Annotated in this window: 18 protein-coding genes; 4 read left to right on the top strand and 14 right to left on the bottom strand. The window is 70.3% G+C overall.

The genetic code is table 11. The annotated features are described in order from the left end of the window. Nucleotides 1–21: 21 nt before the first annotated feature. The gene (locus tag IF09_RS0121310) at nucleotides 22–2943 is read left to right on the top strand and encodes a fumarate reductase/succinate dehydrogenase flavoprotein subunit (RefSeq protein WP_030298054.1); all 2922 of its coding nucleotides are present in this window, start codon (nucleotides 22–24) and stop codon (nucleotides 2941–2943) included. A gap of 99 nt (nucleotides 2944–3042) precedes the next feature. Then, nucleotides 3043–3642 (top strand): Uma2 family endonuclease, encoded by a 600-nt coding sequence (locus IF09_RS0121305; protein WP_106975107.1) that lies wholly within the window; start codon nucleotides 3043–3045, stop codon nucleotides 3640–3642. Between the two features lie 60 nt (nucleotides 3643–3702). Here IF09_RS0121305 and nuoN read toward each other — a convergent pair whose 3' ends face one another. The 14 genes from nuoN to IF09_RS0121235 are packed head-to-tail and all read right to left on the bottom strand — an operon-like array spanning nucleotide 3703 to nucleotide 19661. Beyond that, the gene (gene nuoN, locus IF09_RS0121300; protein WP_030298051.1) at nucleotides 3703–5349 is read right to left on the bottom strand and encodes an NADH-quinone oxidoreductase subunit NuoN; all 1647 of its coding nucleotides are present in this window, start codon (nucleotides 5347–5349) and stop codon (nucleotides 3703–3705) included. 5 nt (nucleotides 5350–5354) lie between these two features. Beyond that, complete coding sequence (locus IF09_RS0121295) at nucleotides 5355–6956, bottom strand: NADH-quinone oxidoreductase subunit M (RefSeq protein WP_030298049.1); 1602 nt, start codon at nucleotides 6954–6956, stop codon at nucleotides 5355–5357. Nucleotide 6957: 1 nt separating this feature from the next. Then, nucleotides 6958–8898: an NADH-quinone oxidoreductase subunit L gene (gene nuoL / locus IF09_RS0121290; protein ID WP_030298047.1), complete on the bottom strand. Its 1941-nt coding sequence runs from the start codon at nucleotides 8896–8898 to the stop codon at nucleotides 6958–6960. A 12-nt stretch (nucleotides 8899–8910) separates the two neighbouring features. Next, nucleotides 8911–9210, bottom strand: coding sequence for an NADH-quinone oxidoreductase subunit NuoK (nuoK, locus tag IF09_RS0121285; protein ID WP_030161991.1), 300 nt, complete (start codon nucleotides 9208–9210; stop codon nucleotides 8911–8913). Next, entirely contained in the window at nucleotides 9207–10016 is an 810-nt protein-coding gene (locus IF09_RS0121280; protein WP_030298044.1) for an NADH-quinone oxidoreductase subunit J, read from the bottom strand. Before IF09_RS0121280 ends, nuoK begins: the two co-directional genes overlap by 4 nt. Next, nucleotides 10013–10621 (bottom strand): NADH-quinone oxidoreductase subunit NuoI, encoded by a 609-nt coding sequence (nuoI, locus tag IF09_RS0121275; protein ID WP_030298043.1) that lies wholly within the window; start codon nucleotides 10619–10621, stop codon nucleotides 10013–10015. The genes IF09_RS0121280 and nuoI overlap by 4 nt, the downstream gene beginning before the upstream one ends. Continuing rightward, complete coding sequence (gene nuoH / locus IF09_RS0121270) at nucleotides 10614–11984, bottom strand: NADH-quinone oxidoreductase subunit NuoH (protein ID WP_030298040.1); 1371 nt, start codon at nucleotides 11982–11984, stop codon at nucleotides 10614–10616. The genes nuoI and nuoH overlap by 8 nt, the downstream gene beginning before the upstream one ends. Beyond that, on the bottom strand, nucleotides 11981–14497 hold the full coding sequence (locus tag IF09_RS0121265; protein ID WP_030298039.1) for an NADH-quinone oxidoreductase subunit G: 2517 nt from the start codon (nucleotides 14495–14497) through the stop codon (nucleotides 11981–11983). Before IF09_RS0121265 ends, nuoH begins: the two co-directional genes overlap by 4 nt. After that, complete coding sequence (nuoF, locus tag IF09_RS0121260) at nucleotides 14494–15858, bottom strand: NADH-quinone oxidoreductase subunit NuoF (protein ID WP_030298036.1); 1365 nt, start codon at nucleotides 15856–15858, stop codon at nucleotides 14494–14496. The genes IF09_RS0121265 and nuoF overlap by 4 nt, the downstream gene beginning before the upstream one ends. Then, the gene (nuoE, locus tag IF09_RS0121255; protein WP_037635623.1) at nucleotides 15858–16583 is read right to left on the bottom strand and encodes an NADH-quinone oxidoreductase subunit NuoE; all 726 of its coding nucleotides are present in this window, start codon (nucleotides 16581–16583) and stop codon (nucleotides 15858–15860) included. The genes nuoF and nuoE overlap by 1 nt, the downstream gene beginning before the upstream one ends. 50 nt (nucleotides 16584–16633) lie before the next feature. Beyond that, on the bottom strand, nucleotides 16634–17989 hold the full coding sequence (locus tag IF09_RS0121250; RefSeq protein ID WP_030298034.1) for an NADH-quinone oxidoreductase subunit D: 1356 nt from the start codon (nucleotides 17987–17989) through the stop codon (nucleotides 16634–16636). Continuing rightward, the gene (locus IF09_RS0121245; RefSeq protein WP_030298032.1) at nucleotides 17989–18735 is read right to left on the bottom strand and encodes an NADH-quinone oxidoreductase subunit C; all 747 of its coding nucleotides are present in this window, start codon (nucleotides 18733–18735) and stop codon (nucleotides 17989–17991) included. The genes IF09_RS0121250 and IF09_RS0121245 overlap by 1 nt, the downstream gene beginning before the upstream one ends. After that, entirely contained in the window at nucleotides 18732–19286 is a 555-nt protein-coding gene (locus IF09_RS0121240) for a NuoB/complex I 20 kDa subunit family protein (RefSeq protein ID WP_030298030.1), read from the bottom strand. Before IF09_RS0121240 ends, IF09_RS0121245 begins: the two co-directional genes overlap by 4 nt. 15 nt (nucleotides 19287–19301) lie before the next feature. Further along, on the bottom strand, nucleotides 19302–19661 hold the full coding sequence (locus tag IF09_RS0121235; protein WP_030028256.1) for an NADH-quinone oxidoreductase subunit A: 360 nt from the start codon (nucleotides 19659–19661) through the stop codon (nucleotides 19302–19304). 759 nt (nucleotides 19662–20420) lie between these two features. Between IF09_RS0121235 and IF09_RS0121230 the strand changes: the two genes are divergently transcribed. Both IF09_RS0121230 and IF09_RS0121225 read left to right on the top strand, forming a co-directional pair. Beyond that, nucleotides 20421–21254, top strand: a complete 834-nt coding sequence (locus tag IF09_RS0121230) for a C40 family peptidase (RefSeq protein ID WP_030298027.1) — start codon at nucleotides 20421–20423, stop codon at nucleotides 21252–21254. A gap of 195 nt (nucleotides 21255–21449) precedes the next feature. Further along, nucleotides 21450–21743, top strand: coding sequence for a hypothetical protein (locus tag IF09_RS0121225; RefSeq protein WP_030298025.1), 294 nt, complete (start codon nucleotides 21450–21452; stop codon nucleotides 21741–21743). Nucleotides 21744–21804: the final 61 nt, after the last annotated feature.

Below are 21804 nucleotides of genomic sequence, written 5' to 3'. Positions count from 1 at the left end.
ATTCGAAGGACAGCCCCCACCATGGACATCCCCGCGATCGCCGACGCCGAGGAACTCTCCTGCGACGTCCTCGTCATCGGCGGCGGCACCGCCGGCACCATGGCGGCGCTGACCGCCGCCGGCCGCGGCGCGCGGGTCCTGCTGCTGGAGAAGGCGCACGTACGCCACTCCGGCGCCCTCGCCATGGGCATGGACGGGGTCAACAACGCGGTCGTCCCCGGCCGCGCCGAGCCCGACGACTACGTCGCCGAGATCACCCGTGCCAACGACGGCGTCGTCGACCAGTCCACCGTCCGCCAGACCGCCACCCGCGGCTTCGCGATGGTCCGGCGCCTGGAGTCGTACGGCGTGAAGTTCGAGAAGGACGAGCACGGCGAGTACGCGGTCCGCCGGGTCCACCGCTCCGGCTCGTACGTGCTGCCCATGCCCGAGGGCAAGGACATCAAGAAGGTCCTCTACCGGCAGCTGCGCCGCCGCGAGATGCGCGAGCGGATCCGGATCGAGAACCGGGTGATGCCGGTACGGGTCCTCACCTCGCCCGAGGACGGCCGGGCCATCGGCGCGGCCGCCTTCGACACCCGTACCGGCGCGTTCGTGACGGTCCGCGCGGGCGCGGTCGTCCTCGCGACCGGACCCTGCGGCCGGCTCGGACTCCCCGCCTCCGGATACCTCTACGGGACGTACGAGAACCCGACCAACGCGGGCGACGGCTATGCCATGGCCTACCACGCGGGCGCGGCCCTCACCGGGATCGAGTGCTTCCAGATCAACCCGCTGATCAAGGACTACAACGGCCCGGCGTGCGCGTACGTCGCGAACCCCTTCGGCGGCTACCAGGTCAACCGCCACGGCGAGCGGTTCGTCGACTCCGACTACTGGTCGGGGCAGATGATGTCCGAGTTCGCGGCCGAACTCGCCTCGGACCGGGGGCCGGTGTACCTGAAGCTCAGCCACCTCCCGGAGGAGACCGTCTCCGCTGTCGAATCGATCCTGCACACCACGGAGCGGCCGACCCGCGGCACCTTCCACGCGGGCCGGGGCCACGACTACCGCACGCACGACATCGAGATGCACATCTCGGAGATAGGACTGTGCGGAGGCCACTCGGCATCGGGCGTGCGCGTCGACGACCACGCCCGCACCACCGTGCCGCGGCTGTACGCGGCCGGGGACCTGGCCTCCGTACCGCACAACTACATGATCGGGGCGTTCGTCTTCGGCGACCTGGCGGGCGAGGACGCGGCGCAGTACACGGCGTACGAGGGCCCGCTCCCGGCGGACCAGGTGGCGGCGGCGCACGAGCTGGTCTACCGTCCGCTGCGCCGGCCGGACGGGCCGCCGCAGCCGCAGGTGGAGTACAAGCTGCGGCGCTTCGTCAACGACTACGTGGCCCCGCCGAAGACGGGCGCGAAGCTCTCCCTCGCCGTGGAGGCCTTCACCCGGATGAGCGGCGAGATCGAGGAGATGGGGGCGCGGACCCCGCACGAGCTGATGCGGTGCGCGGAGGTGTCCTTCATCCGGGACTGCGCGGAGATGGCGGCCCGGGCCTCGCTGGCGCGGACGGAGTCCCGCTGGGGCCTGTACCACGAGCGGCTCGACCACCCGGGGCGCGACGACGCGGGCTGGCTGCACCACCTGGACCTGCGCAAATCGGCTTCGGGGGCGATGGAGTTCACGGCCCGGCCGGTGGAGCCGTACGTGGTCCCCGTCCCCGAATTCACGCCGACCGGCGGCCCCTCCCGCCACCTGGGCGAGGTCGAACTGGTCGGCGTGGCGACGGCGGGCCCGCACGGGGCCGCGCCCCGGCCGGGCCGGACCGGACCCTTCGCGGCAGCGGAGCCCGTGGCCGAAGGGACCCCGGGCCGGGGTGCCCGGTCCGGGGCGGACACGGATCCCGCAGCGCCGCCCGGGGCCCGCCCCGCCGACGCCGGTACCGCCTCCGACGCCGGTACCGCCTCCGGCGCGGGGACCGCCTCCGGCACCGCCCCGGACCCGCTGACCGCTGCAGGCACCGCCGGGGCAGGGGCCGGGACCACGTCCACGGCTGCGGCCACGCCCTGGGCGGTCGGTGGCGCCTCGCCCCGGGTCCTCGAACTCCTGGCCCTGGCCGAGGAGTCCCCTGACCTGGCGGCCCTGCGCCCGTACCTCACCGACCCCGAACCTGCCGTACGGGCCGCATGCGTGGCCGTGATCGGCGAGACCGTCCCGGCCGGTGCGGGCCCGGAGCTGGCGGCCCGCCTCGGCGACGCCGATCCCGCGGTACGGGCAGCGGCCGCGGCCGCGCTGCGGGAGCTGCTCGAGGTCTTGCCGGCCGACCCGGAACTCGGGACCGCCCTGCGCGCGGCACTCGCCGCACCGGACCCGGTGGTGCGCGCCGCCGCTCTGGAGGCCCTGCGCGCGCTGCGCCTCGGCGAGGCCGGCCTGTACGCGGAGTCCCTGGCGGACCCCGACCGGGAGGTCCGTATCCACGCGGTACGGGCGCTGGTCTCGGTGGACGCCGTCGAGGCCTTGGCCCGCGCGGCGCTGGACCCGGCCCGCGAGGTCCGGGTCGCGGTGGCCAAGGGCCTGGCGGCGGTGCACGTCCCGGCACCCGCCCCGCTGGACCCCCTCCTCGCGGACCCGGACCCGCTGGTCCGCGCCGCGGCCCTGGCGGCGTTGGCGGCCACGGGCTGCCCGGACGGCTACGCGGCCGGGGCGGTGGCAGCCCTGGCCGACCCGGCCTGGCAGGTCCGTGCGGGCGCGGCCACGGCCCTCTCGGCGGCCGAGCCCGCCACGGCCGTCGCCCCCCTGGCGCACGCCCTGAAGGACGACAACGCGGACGTCCGCAAGGCCGCTGTCCTCTCCCTCCGCACCCACCGCACCGTCCCGGAGGCCCGCACGGCCCTGTCCACGGCGGCCTCGGACCCGGACGCGGACGTCCGCGCATATGCCGTTCGTCTGTGACTCCGACACATGGTCAACAGTCGACCGTGCGCTCACACGTGTGGGCGGTCCGGAGCCGATGTCCGGCGATACGCTGAACGGACTGGCGAGACTCGGCTCATGGGAGCACTGATGAACCCGGAACACAGCTGGCCGATCCCGCCCGCGGGCGGCTGGACTGCCGATGACCTGGACACGCTTCCGAATCTGCCTCCGCACACGGAGCTGATCGACGGGAGCCTGATCTTCGTGAGTCCGCAGACCCTCTTCCACTCGCGGGCGGTCACCTTCTTCGAGAGGCAGATCGAGTCGCTGGTCCCGGAAGGCCTTGAGGTCCTCCGCGAGTTCACCATCGACATCGATCGGCATAACCGCCCCGAGCCTGATGTCATCGTGTGCCGTGAGGACGTCGTCAACGACCTGGCCCAGACCCGCCTTCCGGCCGAAGCGGTCCTGCTGGCGATCGAGGTTGTGTCTCCGGAGTCCATCGACCGTGACCGCGAGACCAAACCGGTGAAGTACGCCCGAGCCGGCATCCCGCACTACTGGCGCGTCGAGAACAAGGACGGCCGAGCCGTTGTCTATGTGTGCGAACGCGAGCCGGTGACGGGCTCCTACGTCGCGGCCGGCATTTTCCACGACCGGCTGAAGGTCTCCGACCCCTTTCCCATCGACCTGGATCTCACCGGGATCATGCCGAAGCGGCGGCGGCCGGAGTAGTCCCGCACACGACGCAGGGCCCGACCCCGGAGGGGTCGGGCCCTGCGTCGTGAATGACGGTCACCGCACGAACGTGCTCGCCTGTCCCGCCAGGTCCAGGAAGTACTGCGGCGCCAGGCCCAGGACCAGCGTCACCGCCACGCCCACCGCGATGGTGGTCATCGTCAGCGGCGACGGAACGGCCACCGTCGGGCCGTCCGGCTTCGGCTCGCTGAAGAACATCAGGACGATCACCCGGATGTAGAAGAACGCGGCGATCGCGGACGAGATGACACCGACCACGACCAGCGCCCCCGCGCCGCCCTCCGCCGCCGCCGTGAACACGGCGAACTTCCCGGTGAAGCCGGACGTCAGCGGGATGCCGGCGAAGGCCAGCAGGAACACCGCGAAGACCGCCGCCGTCAGCGGGGAACGGCGGCCCAGGCCCGCCCACTTGGACAGGTGCGTCGCCTCGCCGCCCGCATCGCGCACCAGCGTGACCACCGCGAACGCGCCGATCGTCACGAAGGAGTACGCCCCCAGGTAGAAGAGGACGGACTGGACGCCCTCCGCCGAGGTCGCGATCACACCCGCCAGGATGAAGCCGGCGTGGGCGATCGAGGAGTACGCCAGCAGCCGCTTGACGTCGGTCTGGGTCACCGCGATCACCGCGCCGGCCAGCATCGTCACGATGGCGATGCCCCACATCACCGGCCGCCAGTCCCACCGCAGGCCCGGCAGGACGACGTACAGCAGGCGCAGCATCGCACCGAAGGCGGCCACCTTCGTCGCCGCCGCCATGAAGCCGGTGACCGGGGTCGGGGCGCCCTGGTACACGTCCGGGGTCCACATGTGGAACGGGACGGCGCCGACCTTGAAGAGCAGGCCCATCAGGATCAGCGCCCCGCCGATCAGCAGCAGCGCGTCGTTGCCCATGGTGTCGGCCAGCGCCGGGTCGATCTTCGTGACGGTGCCGTCGACCACGTCGGCGATGGCCGCGTACGAGACCGAGCCCGCGTACCCGTAGACCAGCGCGATGCCGAAGAGGAGGAAGGCCGAGGAGAAGGCCCCGAGCAGGAAGTACTTGACCGCCGCCTCCTGCGACATCAGCCGCTGGCGGCGGGCGACGGCGCAGAGCAGGTACAGCGGGAGGGAGAAGACCTCCAAGGCCACGAACAGCGTCAGCAGGTCGTTGGCTGCCGGGAAGATCAGCATCCCGGAGATCGCGAACAGCACCAGCGGGAAGACCTCGGTGGTGGTGAAGCCCGCCTTGACGGCGGCCTTCTCGCTGTCGCTGCCCGGTACGGACGCCGCCTGCGCGGCGAACGAGTCCACCCGGTTGCCGTGCGCGGCCGGGTCCAGGCGCCGCTCGGCGAAGGTGAAGACCGCGACGATCGAGGCCAGCAGGATGGTGCCCTGCAGGAACAGCGCCGGGCCGTCCACGGCCACGGCGCCCATCGCCGCGATGTGCGCCTTGTCGCCGCCGTACCCGCCGGCGGCGAGGCCGACGACCGCCGCGAAGGCCGAGGCCAGCGCGGCGACGGCCAGGAACACCTGGACGTAGTAGCGGGACTTGCGCGGTACGAAGGCCTCGACGAGGACCCCGATGATCGCCGCGCCCACCACGATCAGCGTGGGCGCGAGCTGCGCGTACTCGATGTGCGGGGCCGGGATCCGGTCGACCGGATCCGCGGCCGCCAGCGTCAGCAGCCCTTGGGCAGCAGCCATGGTGCTCACTTCGCCGCCTCCCCGTTCTTGGCCTCGACGGCCACCTGTGGCTTCGGGTCCTTCTGGTGTACGTCGGACATGGTGTGCTCCACCGCCGGGTTGACGATCTCGGTGAGCGGCTTCGGGTACACGCCGAGCGCGATCAGCAGCGCGATCAGCGGCGCGACCACCAGCACCTCCCGCAGGCGCAGGTCCTTCATCGGACGGACCTCCTCCTTCACGGGGCCGGTCATCGTGCGCTGGTAGAGCACCAGGGTGTAGAGCGCGGCCAGCACGATGCCGATGGTGGCGATGATGCCGATGACCGGGTACCGGGCGAACGTGCCGACCAGGACCAGGAATTCACTGACGAACGGGGCCAGGCCGGGCAGCGACAGCGTGGCGAGGCCGCCGATCAGGAAGGTGCCGGCCAGGACCGGGGCCACCTTCTGCACACCGCCGTAGTCGGCGATGAGCCGGGAGCCGCGCCGCGAGATCAGGAAGCCGGCCACCAGCATCAGCGCGGCCGTCGAGAGCCCGTGGTTGACCATGTAGAGCGTGGCGCCCGACTGCCCCTGGGAGGTCATCGCGAAGATGCCCATGATGATGAACCCGAAGTGCGAGATCGAGGCGTACGCGACCAGCCGCTTGATGTCCCGCTGCCCGACCGCGACCAGCGCGCCGTAGACGATGCTGATCAGGGCCAGGACGAGGATCACCGGCGTGGCCCACTTGCTGGCGTCGGGGAACAGCCCGAGGCAGAAGCGGAGCATCGCGAAGGTGCCGACCTTGTCGACGACCGCGGTGATCAGTACGGCGACCGGGGCGGTGGACTCGCCCATCGCGTTCGGCAGCCAGGTGTGCAGCGGCCACAGCGGAGCCTTCACCGCGAAGGCGAAGAAGAAGCCGAGGAACAGCAGCCGCTCGGTGTTGGTCGCCATGTCGAGCGTGCCCGCGGCGCGGGCGGCGGCGATCTCCTGGAGCGAGAAGTTCCCGGCGACCACGTACAGCCCGATGACCGCGGCCAGCATGATGAGGCCGCCGACCAGGTTGTAGAGGAGGAACTTGACCGCTGCGTACGAGCGCTGCGCGGCCGCGTTCTCGTCGGACCCGGCATGGGCCCGGTCCCCGAAGCCGCCGATGAGGAAGTACATCGGGATGAGCATGGCTTCGAAGAAGATGTAGAAGAGGAAGACGTCGGTGGCCTCGAAGGAGATGATCACCATCGCTTCGACCAGCAGGATCAGGGCGAAGAAGCCCTGCGTCGGCCGCCAGCGCGAGTTCGCCGGGGATTCGGTCTCGAGCGGGTCGGCGTCGTGCCAGCCGGCCCCGATGACGAAGGGGATCAGCAGCGCGGTGAGCGCGATCAGCGCCACGCCGATGCCGTCGACGCCCAGTGCGTAGCGGACGCCGAAGTCGGCGATCCAGGCATGTGATTCGGTGAGCTGGTAGCGGGCGCCACCGGGCTCGAAGCGGACCGCGACGAGCACGGCCAGGGCCAGCGTTGCCAGCGAGAACAGCAGCGCGAGCCACTTGGCCGCGGTCCTGCGGGCGGCCGGGACGGCCGCCGTCAGGACGGCGCCGACCGCGGGGACCGCGGCCGTCACCGTCAGAAGCGGGAAACTCATCTCACACCGCCCTCATCAGCAGGGTCGCGGCGATGAGGATCGCCGTGCCCCCGAACATCGAGACCGCGTAGCTGCGGGCGTAGCCGTTCTGCAGCTTGCGCAGCCGGCCCGACGCACCGCCCACCGAGGCGGCCGTCCCGTTGACCACCCCGTCGACCAGGCTGTGGTCGACGTACACGAGCGAGCGGGTCAGGTGTTCCCCGCCGCGCACCAGCACGACGTGGTTGAAGTCGTCCTGGAGCAGGTCCCGGCGGGCCGCCCGGGTGACCCAGCTGCCGCGCGGGGCGACCACCGGGACGGGCCTGCGGCCGTACATCGACCAGGCGATGCCGACGCCGACGACCAGGACGACCATGGTGGACGCGGTCACCGTCATGGCGCTGACCGGCGAGTTGCCGTGCTCGTAACCGGTTACGGGCTCCAGCCACTTCAGGAAGCGTTCGCCGATCTCGAAGAACGCGCCGGCGAAGACCGACCCGAACGCCAGGATGATCATCGGGATGGTCATGGACTTCGGGGACTCGTGCGGGTGCGGCATCTCCCCGGCCCGGTGCTCGGCGGCGGGTTCGGCGCTGGGAACGGTGTCCGCGGCCGGCGCCGGCTGCCAGCGCTTCTCACCGAAGAAGGTGAGGAGCATGACCCGGGTCATGTAGAAGGCGGTGATGCCGGCGCCCAGCAGGGCGACCCCGCCGAGGATCCAGCCCTGGGTGCCGCCCTTGGCGAAGGCCGCCTCGATGATCATGTCCTTGGAGAAGAAGCCGGACAGACCGGGGAAGCCGATGATCGCCAGGTAGCCGAGGCCGAAGGTGACGAAGGTGACCGGCATGTACTTCCGCAGGGCGCCGTACTTGCGCATGTCCACCTCGTCGTTCATCCCGTGCATGACGGAACCCGCGCCGAGGAAGAGGCCTGCCTTGAAGAACCCGTGCGTCACCAGGTGCATGATCGCGAAGACGTACCCGATGGGGCCGAGGCCCGCCGCCAGGATCATGTAGCCGATCTGCGACATCGTCGACCCTGCGAGGGCCTTCTTGATGTCGTCCTTCGCGCAACCGACGATCGCACCGAAGAGGAGCGTGACCGCGCCCACGATGGTGACCACCAGCTGGGCGTCCGGCGCCCCGTTGAAAACGGCGGCCGAGCGGACGATCAGGTACACGCCCGCCGTCACCATCGTCGCCGCGTGGATGAGGGCCGAGACCGGGGTCGGGCCCTCCATCGCGTCGCCGAGCCAGGACTGCAGCGGCACCTGGGCCGACTTGCCGCACGCGGCGAGCAGCAGCATCAGGGCGATCGCCGTCAGCTTGCCCTCGGTCGCGTTGCCCACGGAGGCGAACACCGGCCCGAAGGCGAAGGTCCCGAAGGTGGTGAACAGCAGCATGATCGCGATCGACAGGCCCATGTCGCCGACCCGGTTGACCAGGAAGGCCTTCTTCGCGGCGGTCGCCGCGCTGGGCTTGTGCTGCCAGAAGCCGATGAGCAGGTACGAGGCGAGGCCGACGCCCTCCCACCCGACGTACAGCAGCAGGTAGTTGTCGGCGAGGACCAGCAGCAGCATCGCCGCGAGGAACAGGTTGAGGTAGCCGAAGAAGCGGCGGCGGCGCTCATCGTGCTCCATGTACCCGATCGAGTACACGTGGATGAGCGTGCCGACCCCGGTGATCAGCAGGACGAACGTCATCGACAGCTGGTCGAGCTGGAAGGCGACGTCCGCCTGGAAGCCCTCGACGGGGATCCATGTGTACAGCTTCTCGTACAGGGTCCGGTCCTCGGCGCCGCGCCCGAGCAGGTCGGCGAACAGGACCACGCCGATCGCGAAGGAGGCGGCGGCGAACAGGGTGCCGAGCCAGTGGCCGGCCTTGTCGAGGCGGCGGCCGCCGCAGAGCAGCACCGCCGCTCCGAGCAGGGGCGCCGCGATCAGCAGCCCAATCAGATTCTCCACTGTGAGCGCCCCTTACAGCTTCATCAGGCTGGCGTCGTCGACCGAGGCCGAGTGGCGGGTACGGAACAGCGACACGATGATCGCGAGGCCCACCACGACCTCCGCGGCGGCGACGACCATCGTGAAGAAGGCGATGATCTGGCCGTCGAGGTTGCCGTGCATCCGGGAGAAGGCGACGAACGCGAGGTTGCAGGCGTTGAGCATCAGCTCGATGCACATGAACAGCACGATCGCGTTCTTCCGGATGAGCACTCCGGCCGCGCCGATGGTGAACAGCAGGGCGGCCAGGTACAGGTAGTTGACCGGGTTCACTTCGAGGCCTCCTCACGGCCGAGCCGCTCGGCCGACGCCTGCTCCAGCGCCTTCAGGTCGTTCAGCGCCTCGCTGGAGACGTCCCGGATCTGGCCGCGGGCGCGCAGCGTCTTGTTGACGGTCAGCTCGGACGGGGTGCCGTCCGGCAGCAGACCGGCGACGTCGACCGCGTTGTGCCGGGCGTACACGCCGGGCGCGGGCAGCGGCGGGAGCTGGACACCCTCGCGGACGCGGCGCTCGGCGAGCTCGCGCTGCGTGGCGGCCCGCTCGGTGCGCTCGCGGTGGGTGAGGACCATCGCGCCGACGGCGGCCGTGATCAGCAGCGCGCCGGTGATCTCGAAGGCGAACACGTACTTGGTGAAGATCAGCGTGGCCAGCCCCTCCACGTGCCCGGCGGAGTTGACCCGGCCGAGCCCGTTGAAGTGGCTGAGCCCGGCATTGCCGATGCCGGCGATCAGCAGGACGCCGAAGCCGAGCCCGCACAGGGCGGCCAGCCAGCGCTGCCCCTTGAGGGTCTCCTTCAGCGAGTCGGCGGCGGTGACGCCGACGAGCATGACCACGAAGAGGAAGAGCATCATGATCGCGCCGGTGTAGACGATGACCTGGACCACTCCCAGGAAGTACGCCCCGTTGGCGAGGTAGAAGACCGCCAGGATGATCATCGTCCCGGCCAGGCTCAGCGCGCTGTGCACGGCCTTCTTCATCAGGATCGTGGACAGCGCGCCGATGACGGCGACGGTGCCGAGGACCCAGAACTGGACCGCCTCGCCCGTGGAGGTCAGGGTGGCCGCTGCGAGGGCGCTCATGCCTGCACCTCCTCGGAGGGCGCCGCCTGCTCGCCCTTCGAGACCGCCACCTGCCGCTCCGTACCGGGAGCCGCCCCGGTCACCAGCCCGCGGTAGTAGTCCTGCTCGTCCATGCCCGGGAAGATCGAGTGCGGCGACTCCACCATGCCCTCGGTCAGGCCGGCAAGCAGCTGCTCCTTGGTGTAGATGAGCGATTCGCGGCTGGCGTCGGCCAGTTCGAACTCGTTCGTCATCGTGAGCGCCCGCGTCGGGCAGGCCTCGATGCACAGCCCGCACAGGATGCAGCGGGCGTAGTTGATCTGGTAGACCCGCCCGTACCGCTCACCCGGGGAGTACCGCTCCTCCTCGGTGTTGTCCGCGCCCTCCACGTAGATGGCGTCGGCGGGACAGGCCCAGGCGCACAGCTCGCACCCGATGCACTTCTCCAGACCGTCCGGGTGCCGGTTCAGCTGGTGCCGTCCGTGGAAGCGCGGAGCGGGGGTCTTCTGCTGCTCCGGGTACTGCTCGGTGAGGCGCTTCTTGAACATGGCCTTGAAGGTCACGCCGAAGCCGGCCACCGGGTTCTGCCACTTCTCGCCCTGCTCGGCGTCAGACTTGTCAGACATTCTCAGCACCCTCCTCTCGGTCACTGTCAGTATTCGTCCCGCCACTGACAATCAGCTCCCGCTCACTGCGAGGCCGCCTGCGCGGTACGGGTGCCAGGTGCTGGCCGGGCTTGGGCGGTACGGGGAACCCGCCCGCCAACGGGTCGAAGGGCTCGGCCCCGGCGGCCGCGCCGGCCTGCTCGGCGGCCGCCTTCTCCTTCTTGTCCCGGAAGAGGTCCGCGACGAAGGACAGCAGCAGGATCGCGACGACCGCGCCGCCGACGTACAGGACGATCTCCGAGAAGTCGTACTGCTCGTTGCGCAGCGCCCGGACGGTCGCGACCAGCATCAGCCAGAGCACGGAGACCGGGATCAGGACCTTCCAGCCGAGCTTCATCAGCTGGTCGTAGCGCACGCGGGGCAGCGTTCCGCGCAGCCAGATGAAGAAGAACAGCAGCAGCTGGACCTTGATGACGAACCAGAGCATCGGCCACCAGCCGTGGTTCGCGCCCTCCCAGTACGTGGAGATCGGCGCGGGGGCCCGCCAGCCGCCGAGGAAGAGGGTGACCGAGACCGCCGAGACGGTGACCATGTTGACGTACTCCGCCAGCATGAACAGCGCGAACTTGATGGAGGAGTACTCGGTGTTGAAGCCGCCGACGAGGTCGCCCTCGGACTCCGGCATGTCGAACGGCGCGCGGTTCGTCTCACCGACCATCGTGATGACGTAGATGATGAACGAGACCGGCAGCAGCACGATGTACCAGCGGTCCGCCTGCGCCTCCACGATCGCCGAGGTCGACATCGACCCGGAATAGAGGAAGACGGAGGCGAAGGCCGCGCCCATCGCGATCTCGTACGAGATCATCTGCGCGCAGGAGCGCAGGCCGCCGAGCAGCGGGTACGTCGAGCCCGAGGACCAGCCGGCCAGGACGATGCCGTAGATGCCGACCGAGGCGACCGCGAGGATGTAGAGCATCGCGATCGGGAGGTCGGTCAGCTGCATCGTGGTGCGCTGGCCGAAGATCGAGACCTCGTCGCCGGGCGGACCGAAGGGGATCACCGCGATGGCCATGAAGGCCGGGATCGCCGCGATGATCGGGGCCAGGACGTACACCACCTTGTCGGCCCGCTTGACGATGATGTCTTCCTTGAGCATCAGCTTCACGCCGTCGGCGAGCGACTGGAGCATGCCCCAGGGCCCGTGCCGGTTGGGGCCGATGCGCAGCTGCATCCAGGCGACGACCTTGCGCTCCCAGACGATGGAGAAGAGCACGGTCACCATCAGGAAGGCGAAGCAGAACACAGCCTTGACGACGACCAGCCACCAGACGTCCCTGCCGAACAGGGAGAGGTCCTCCGCAGCGAGCTGTACCGCGTTCACGCGCCCACCTCCGCAGGGGTGCCGCTGCTGTCGGCCGGGGTCGCCGGACCGATCCGTACGAGGGTGCCCGGGTGGGCCCCGGTGTCGGCGAGGACGCCGTGGCCGGTGGAGTTCAGCGGGAGCCAGACCACGCGGTCGGGCATCTCGGTGATCCGCAGCGGCAGTTCCACGGAGCCGGCCGGGCCGGTCACCGCGAGGACGTCGCCGTCCTTGACGCCCGTCTCGGCGGCCGTGGCGGCCGAGAGCCGGGCGCTCGCCTCGTGCCGGGTGCCGGCCAGGGCGTCGTCGCCCTCCTGGAGCCGGCCCTGGTCGAGGAGGAGCCGGTGGCCCGCCAGGACCGCTTCGCCCGCCCCGGGGCGGGGCAGCGGCACGGTGTCCGCGGACTGCCCGGCCGCCCGCTCCCCGGTCCACGGGCCGAGCGCGTCGATCTCGCGGCGCACGGCGTGTACGTCGGGCAGCGCGATCGGCCGGTCGGCCGCGTCGGCCAGCATGTGCAGCACGCGGGCGTCGGCGGGGGCGAGGGGGCGGGTCATCTGGTCGGGCTTGAGCGCGGCCTCGAACGGCCGGACCCTGCCCTCCCAGTTGATGAACGCCCCGGCCTTCTCGGCGGCGGCGGCGACCGGGAAGACGACGTCCGCGTGGTCGGTGACCTGGCCGGGCCGCAGTTCCAGCGAGACCACGAAGACCTCCTGGAGGGCGACCAGCGCCCGGGCCGGATCCGGCAGGTCGGCGATCTCGACGCCGGCGACCAGCAGGGCGGCGAGCTCCCCGCCCGCCGCGGCCTCGACGATCTGGCCGGTGTCGCGGCCGTAACGGTGCGGGAGCTCGTCCAGCCGCCAGGCGGTGGCGACCTCGTCGCGGGCCCGCGGGTCGGTGGCCGGACGGGCCCCCGGCAGCAGGGACGGCAGCGCGCCCGCCTCGACGGCGGCCCGCTCCCCGGCCCGGCGCGGGATCCACACCAGCTGCGCGCCGGTGGCCGCGGCGGCCCGTACGGCGGCGGTCAGCGCGCCGGGCACCCCGGCGAGCCGCTCCCCGACGACGATGACCGCGCCGGACCGGCGCAGCGCGTCGGCGGCCTCGGCCCCGCCGGTCTCCAGGCCGGTCCGGGAGGCGAGTGCATCGAGCCACTCGGGCTCGGTCCCGGGGGCGGCGGCCAGCAGCGTGCCGCCCGCCTTCTCCAGGCCGCGGGTGGCGAACGGGGCGAGGGCGAAGGTCCGCTGCTTGTGCTTGCGGTGGGCCTTGCGCAGCCTCAGGAAGACGCCGGGGGCCTCCTCCTCGGACTCGATGCCGGCGAGCAGGACGGCGGGCGCCGCCTCCAGCTTCGCGTACGTCACCCCGGTGCCGTCGAGGTCCTTGCCGGTGCCGGCGACGGTGGCGGCCAGGAACTCGGCCTCCTCAGCGCTGTGGATCCGGGCCCGGAAGTCGATGTCGTTGGTGTCGAGGACGACCCGGGCGAACTTGGCGTACGCGTACGCGTCCTCGACGGTGAGCCGACCGCCGGTCAGCACCCCGGCCCGGCCGCGCGCGGCGGCGAGCCCGGCGGCCGCGGCCTCCAGGGCCTCGGGCCAGCTGGCCGGGGCGAGGACCCCGTCCGTGCCGCGCACCAGCGGGGTGGTGAGCCGGTCCGGGCGCTGCGCGTAGCGGAACCCGAAGCGGCCCTTGTCGCAGATCCACTCCTCGTTGACCTCGGGGTCCTCGGCGGCCATCCGGCGCAGCACCTTGCCGCGGCGGTGGTCGGTCCGGGTCGCGCAGCCGCCCGCGCAGTGCTCGCACACGCTCGGGGAGGAGACGAGGTCGAACGGGCGGGAGCGGAACCGGTACGCGGCCGAGGTGAGGGCGCCGACGGGGCAGATCTGGATGGTGTTGCCGGAGAAGTACGACTCGAAGGGGTCGCCCTCGCCGATGCCGACCTGCTGGAGCGCGCCGCGCTCGAGCAGCTCGATCATCGGGTCGCCGGCCACCTGCGTGGAGAACCGGGTGCAGCGCGCGCACAGCACGCACCGCTCGCGGTCCAGCAGCACCTGCGTGGAGATCGGGACCGGCTTCTCGTACGTGCGCTTCCTGCCCTCGAAACGCGAGTCGCTCTGCCCGTGGGACATCGCCTGGTTCTGCAGCGGGCACTCGCCGCCCTTGTCGCAGACCGGGCAGTCCAGCGGGTGGTTGATGAGCAGCAGCTCCATCACGCCGCGCTGGGACTTCTCGGCGACCGGGGAGGTGAGCTGCGTCTTGACGACCATGCCGTCGGTGCAGGTGATGGTGCAGGAGGCCATCGGCTTGCGCTGGCCCTCGACCTCGACGATGCACTGGCGGCAGGCGCCGACCGGGTCGAGGAGGGGGTGGTCGCAGAACCGGGGGATCTCGATGCCGATCTGCTCGGCGGCCCGGATGACCAGGGTCCCCTTGGGCACCGACAGTTCGACGCCGTCGATGGTCAGGGAGACGGTGTCTTCGGCGGCCTTCGGCCGCCCCGCAGCCTCGCCGCCACCGGCGGGGGAGTTAGTGGTGACGGTCACGCGTTCACCTCCGTGTCAGCCCAGAGGGTCGACTTCCTGGGGTCGAAGGGGCAGCCCTTGCCCGTGATGTGCTGCTCGTACTCCTCGCGGAAGTACTTGAGCGAGGAGAAGATCGGGCTGGCGGCGCCGTCGCCGAGCGCGCAGAACGACTTGCCGTTGATGTTGTCGGCGATGTCGTTCAGCTTGTCGAGGTCGGACATGACGCCCTTGCCGGCCTCGATGTCGCGGAGCAACTGGACCAGCCAGTAGGTGCCTTCGCGACAGGGGGTGCACTTGCCGCAGGACTCGTGGGCGTAGAACTCGGTCCAGCGGGTGACGGCCCGCACCACGCAGGTCGTCTCGTCGAAGCACTGGAGCGCCTTGGTGCCGAGCATGGAGCCGGCCGCGCCGACGCCCTCGTAGTCCAGGGGGACGTCGAGGTGCTCGTCCGTGAACATCGGGGTGGACGAGCCGCCCGGGGTCCAGAACTTCAGCCGGTGCCCGGGCCGCATCCCGCCGCTCATGCCGAGGAGCTGGCGCAGGGTGATGCCGAGCGGGGCCTCGTACTGGCCGGGGCCTGCGACGTGTCCGGAGAGCGAGTACAGGGTGAAGCCGGGGGACTTCTCGGTCCCCATCGACTTGAACCAGTCCTTGCCCTTGTCCAGGATCGCGGGAACCGAGGCGATGGACTCCACGTTGTTGACGACAGTGGGGCACGCGTAGAGCCCCTCGACGGCAGGGAAGGGGGGACGCAGCCGGGGCTGACCGCGCCGGCCTTCGAGGGAGTCGAGGAGTGCCGTCTCCTCACCGCAGATGTACGCGCCCGCCCCCGCGTGCACCGTGATGTCGAGCTTCAGCCCGCTCCCGAGACCGCTCTTTTGACGATCTTCCGCCTCTCCGAGGTAGCCGGCCTCGTACGCCTCGCGCACCGCCTCGTGCAGGCGTCGCAGCACCGGCACGGCCTCGCCGCGCAGGTAGATGAAGGCGTGCTCCGACCGGATCGCGTAGCAGGCAATGATCATTCCCTCGATGAGGGAGTGCGGGTTGGCGAAGAGAAGGGGGATGTCCTTGCAGGTTCCCGGCTCCGACTCGTCCGCGTTCACGACGAGGTAGTGCGGCTTTCCGTCGCCCTGCGGGATGAACTGCCACTTCATTCCGGTGGGGAAGCCCGCGCCGCCGCGCCCGCGCAGACCGGAGTCCTTGACGTAGGCGATGACCTCGTCGGGCGACATCGCAAGTGCCTTGCGAAGTCCCTCGTAGCCGCCGTGCCGCCGGTAGGTGTCCAGCGTCCACGACTGCGGCTCGTCCCAGAACGCCGACAGCACGGGCGCCAGCAGTTTCTCCGGGGCGCCGTTCTCATGCATTTCGGCAGTCACCGTCATCACTCCCCCTCCTCGGTGGCAGCCGGAGCCTCACCACGCGGGTGCACGACCTTGCCGAGCTGGGTGCTTTCGCCGCGCGCGATGCGCAGGCCGATCAGGGAGGCGGGGCCGGCCCCGCCGGTCGCCTCGACCGCGCCCTCGCGCTCGTCCGGGAAGCCGGCCAGGATCCGGGCGGTCTCCTTGTACGTGCACAGCGGCGCGCCCCGGGTCGGGGAGACCTCGCGGCCGGCGATCAGGTCGTCGACGATGGCCTTGGCGGACTCGGGGGTCTGGTTGTCGAAGAACTCCCAGTTGACCATCACCACGGGGGCGTAGTCGCAGGCCGCGTTGCACTCGATGTGTTCGAGGGTCACCTTGCCGTCGGGGGTGGTCTCGTTGTTGCCGACCCCGAGGTGCTGCTTGAGCTCGTCGAAGATGGCGTCGCCGCCCATGACCGCGCACAGGGTGTTCGTGCAGACGCCGACCTGGTAGTCGCCCGAGGGCTTGCGCCGGTACATCGTGTAGAAGGTGGCCACGGCGGTGACCTCGGCGGTGGTCAGGCCCAGCACCTCGGCGCAGAACCGGATGCCGGTGCGCGAGACGAAACCCTCCTCCGCCTGGGTCAGGTGCAGCAGCGGCAGCAGCGCGGAGCGGCTGTCGGGGTAGCGGGCGATGACGTCCTTGGCGTCCGCTTCGAGCCGGGCGCGTACGTCGGCCGGGAAGTCGGGGGCCGGCAGCTGGGGCATGCCCAGAGACAGGGGGGCCTGGGGGGTGTCCCCTCCAGAAAACGCAGTGGTCATCGGTCGACGCCTCCCATCACGGGGTCGATGGAGGCGACGGCGACGATGACGTCGGCGACCTGGCCGCCCTCGCACATCGCTGCCATGGCCTGCAGGTTGGTGAAGGACGGGTCCCTGAAGTGGACCCGGTAGGGGCGGGTGCCGCCGTCGGAGACGACGTGGACTCCGAGTTCGCCCTTCGGCGACTCGACGGCCGCGTACGCCTGCCCGGCCGGCACCCGGAAGCCCTCGGTCACCAGCTTGAAGTGGTGGATGAGGGCCTCCATGGAGGTGCCCATGATGTTCTTGATGTGGTCGAGCGAGTTGCCGAGGCCGTCCGGGCCCATCGCGAGCTGCGCCGGCCAGGCGATCTTCTTGTCGGCGACCATGACCGGGCCCGGCTCGAGCCGTTCCAGGCACTGCTCGACGATCCGCAGGGACTGGCGCATCTCCTCCAGGCGGACCAGGAACCGCCCGTACGAGTCGCAGGTCTCGGTGGTCGGGACGTCGAACTCGTAGGTCTCGTAGCCGCAGTACGGATCCGCCTTGCGCAGGTCGTGCGGCAGGCCGGCGGAGCGCAGGATCGGACCGGTGGCGCCGAGTGCCATGCAGCCGGTGAGGTCGAGGTAGCCGACGTCCTGCATGCGGGCCTTGAAGATGGGGTTGCCGGTGGCGAGCTTGTCGTACTCCGGCAGGTTCTTCTTCATGGTCTTGAGGAAGTCGCGCAGCTGGTCGACGGCGCCGGGGGGCAGGTCCTGCGCGAGGCCGCCGGGGCGGATGAACGCGTGGTTCATGCGCAGGCCGGTGATCAGCTCGAAGATGTCGAGGATCAGCTCGCGGTCGCGGAAGCCGTAGATCATGATCGTGGTCGCGCCCAGCTCCATGCCGCCGGTGGCGATGCACACCAGGTGGGAGGAGAGCCGGTTGAGCTCCATCAGCAGGACGCGGATGACGGTGGCGCGGTCCGGGATCTGGTCGGTGATGCCGAGCAGCTTCTCGACGCCGAGGCAGTACGCCGTCTCGTTGAAGAACGGCGTCAGGTAGTCCATGCGCGTCACGAAGGTGGTGCCCTGCGTCCAGTTCCGGAATTCGAGGTTCTTCTCGATGCCGGTGTGCAGGTAGCCGATGCCGCAGCGGGCCTCGGTGACCGTTTCGCCGTCGATCTCCAGGATCAGCCGGAGCACTCCGTGGGTGGACGGGTGCTGTGGACCCATGTTGACGACGATGCGCTCGTCGTCGGCCTTGGCCGCCGACCGGACGATCTCGTCCCAGTCGCCGCCCGTGACGGTGTAGACGGTGCCCTCGGTGGTCTCCCGGGAGGCCGCGGGGTCCGAGGAGGTGTGGTTCGAGGAGGCGTGGTTCGACGTGGACATCAGCTGTACGACCTCCGCTGGTCGGGAGCCGGGATCTGGGCGCCCTTGTACTCGATGGGGATGCCGCCGAGCGGGTAGTCCTTGCGCTGCGGGAAGCCCTGCCAGTCGTCCGGCATCATGATCCGGGTGAGCGCCGGGTGCCCGTCGAAGACCAGGCCGAAGAAGTCGTACGTCTCGCGCTCGTGCCAGTCGTTCGTCGGGTAGACGGAGACGAGCGACGGGATGTGCGGATCGGCGTCCGGGGCGGTCACCTCCAGGCGCACCACCCGGCCGTGGGTGACGGAGCGCAGGTGGTACACGGCGTGCAGCTCGCGGCTCTTGTCGTCGGGGAAGTGCACCCCGCAGACGCCGGTGCAGAGCTCGAAGCGCAGCGCCGGGTCGTCGCGGAGGGTCTTCGCGACGCGGGGCAGGTGCTCGCGGGCGATGTGGAGCGTCAGCTCGCCCCGGTCGACGACGACCTTCTCGATCGCGTTCTCCGGGAGCAGGTCCTGCTCCTCCAGCGCCCCTTCGAGCTCGTCGACGATCTCGTCGAAGTAGGAGCCGTACGGGCGGTGGCTGGCGCCGGGCATGGCCACGGTGCGGACGAGGCCGCCGTAGCCGCTGGTGTCGCCGCCGCCCCGTGCTCCGAACATGCCCTTGCGGACGCCGATGACCTCGGGGCCCCCGGCGGAGCCCCTCGGGGCAGGAACGTTGTTCCCGTTGCCCTGGTCGCCGGTGCCCGGGGTGGTGTCGCTCGTGTCGCTCACCGGAGCAGCCCCTTCATCTCGATCGTGGGAAGGGCCTTGAGGGCCGCCGCCTCCGCCTCGCGGGCCGCCTCTTCCCGGTTCACGCCGAGCTTTCCGCCCTGGATCTTCTGGTGGAGCTTGAGGATCGCGTCGATCAGCATCTCGGGGCGGGGCGGGCAGCCGGGCAGATAGATGTCCACGGGGACGATGTGGTCTACGCCCTGGACGATCGCGTAGTTGTTGAACATTCCGCCTGAAGATGCACAAACCCCCATGGAGATGACCCATTTGGGAGCGGGCATCTGGTCGTACACCTGCCGCAGCACCGGCGCCATCTTCTGGCTGACCCGGCCGGCCACGATCATCAGATCGGCCTGGCGCGGTGAGCCGCGGAAGACCTCCATGCCGAAGCGGGCCAGGTCGTACCGGCCCGCTCCGGTGGTCATCATCTCGATGGCGCAGCAGGCCAGGCCGAAGGTCGCGGGGAAGACGGATGACTTGCGCACCCAGCCCGCGGCCTGTTCGACGGTGGTCAGCAGAAAGCCGCTCGGCAGCTTCTCTTCCAGTCCCATGGGAAATTCAGCCCCTCAGTCCCATTCCAGGCCGCCGCGGCGCCACACGTAGGCGTAGGCGACGAAGACGGTGAGCACGAAGAGCAGCATCTCGACGAGCCCGAAGATCCCCAGGGAGTCGAAGGTGACGGCCCAGGGGTAGAGGAAGACAACTTCGATGTCGAAGACGATGAAGAGCATCGCCGTCAGGTAGTACTTGATGGGGAAGCGACCGCCGCCGGCCGGCGTGGGCGTCGGCTCGATGCCGCACTCGTACGCCTCGAGCTTCGCCCGGTTGTACCGTTTTGGGCCGATCAGCGTGGCCATGACCACGGAGAAGATCGCAAACCCTGCGCCGAGGGCGCCGAGCACGAGGATGGGCGCGTACGCATTCACGCTCCTCGCTCCTTCCAGTCGTCCTTGACCGTTGGACCGCTGTGCCGGCGCCGAGCGAGCCGCCTCGCGAAGATCACCCCGCGATCGGGCATTTGCATGTGAGGCAGTTCACAAGCCGGACTGCTGCGCATCTTATGCCCGTCGGTCTGTGATCTGCGACACGGGTAACAACAACGAGTTTGTGATCTCCACCACCTGACGAACGATCATGAAGTCCGATGAGCCGTGATCTTCATACGCGAAGCATCCACATGATCACCAAAGGTGACATCCGACCCCGTTACCGCAGGTAGAAGGCGGATGGCACTATCAAACGATGTCCAGTGCAGGCAAATTTGCGCCGTCAAGCCTTGCAGGGTAAAGGGAGCCGCGTCGCCCGGTCGGGGGAGCCCCCGGGGACGGGAGTGGACGCGTGCACACGTTCACGAGCGCCGGGGTCCCCCCACACGGCAACTTCACGGCTGGGTCACGGACGGACCACAGCGCCCCCACAGTGAGACATTCCTGTGACCTGCGCCACGCCGAATTCTTGGTTCCGAAAGAGGGCTTGGCCAACTGTGCGCGGGGATGGTAGGCCGCAGATCAATTCGGACTTATTACAGAAACCCCTTGATCACAGCCTTGTGAAGGCGTGTCCGATACGTCCGTTACGGCGTCAATAAGACGCGCGACGCGCCCGGTTAGCCCGCTTCGCGCGCAACTGTGGCGCAGACCACGTTTCTTGAAGGGAACCCGGACGCCCTGATAGCGGTTGTCCTCATGTCCCACACCGCTCACATACCCAGCCACCGGAAGCCCCGTCGCAGCGCCTCGAAGCTCGCGGTCCGCGCCGGAGTTGCCGGTGGCGTCCTCAGCACCCTGGCGATGGCCGGCACGGCGAGCGCGTCCCCGTCCGAGCCCGTGACCGAGACGACGCTCGAAATGCCGGTCCTGAACCTGGACCTGGCCGCCGACGTCTCCTCCGCCGTCACCACCGCCGCCGAGAACACGGCTGCCGCCGCCGTCACCGGCGAGCTGCGCTCCCAGGAGGAGCAGGCGCGCACCGGCGCCGCCGCCGAGGCGAAGAAGGCCAAGGAAGACGCCGAGAAGGCCGACGCCGAGAAGAAGGCGAAGGAGGAGGCGGACCGCAAGGCCGCGGCCGAGCGCGCCACCCGCAGCTCCTCCCGCGCCTCGCTGCAGAGCACTTCCGCGTCCGACTCCGGCGAGCAGGGCTCGGGCACCGTCACCGCCCCGGCGACCGGCTCCGCCGCCGCCATCGTGAACTTCGCCCGCGCTCAGGTCGGCAAGGCGTACGTCATGGGCGGCACCGGTCCCTCCTCGTTCGACTGCTCCGGCCTCGTCCAGGCCGCGTACCGCCAGGCCGGCATCTCCCTGCCGCGCATGTCGCAGGACCAGTCCTCGAAGGGCTCTTCGGTCTCCCTGAGCGCCCTTCAGCCGGGCGACATCCTGTACTGGGGCTCCCGCGGCAACGCCTACCACGTCGCCATCTACGTCGGCGGCGGCAAGTTCGTGGGCGCGCAGAACCCCAGCACGGGCATCGTCGAGCGCTCCCTGAGCTACGACAAGCCGACGGGCGCCGTCCGCGTCCTCTGAGGTCCCGGGCGTCCCTGAGGTTCCCCAGGGGCTCCTGAGCCCCTCTCAGCGCGCGTCTCGGCACGTCTCAGCACGGCCCGAGGGCCGGCACTCCCCCGCTCGGGGGCGGAGTGCCGGCCCTTTCCGCGTACGCCGGCGCCCTGAGAGGATGGCGGTGCGCAGCGCCCGATTCAGGCCAGGAGGTGTCGGACCGCGATGACCGACGCGTACGAGGAACACGGCTCCGGCGGGGAGAGCGCCGACCCCGCGGCCGACCCGACCCCCGTACCTGCCGCCGCCGGGCTCTTCCTGCTCGCCATCGGCGGCTGGCTGCTCAACACCACCCGCCCGTGGCACAAACCCGGACATCCCGTCATCCTGGGACTCGGCTGGACCGTTGCCCTCGCGCTGCTGCTCTGGGGCACGGTGCTGGTGGCCCGCTGCGTACGGACGGTCCACGGCCCGCGGCAGGGGACGTACGGGGACCGGACCCGGCGGAGCCATGAGTGACGAAGCGGGCCGAACCGGTGGAACCCCGGCCCGACCCGCTCCCTAAGGGCTGTCCCGTAAT

This window comes from Streptomyces katrae, from assembly GCF_000717655.1.
GTDB classification, from domain to species: Bacteria; Actinomycetota; Actinomycetes; order Streptomycetales; family Streptomycetaceae; genus Streptomyces; species Streptomyces katrae_B.
The sequence above is the reverse complement of the archived record's forward strand: the minus strand, read 5'-3'. Positions and strand labels throughout refer to the sequence as shown.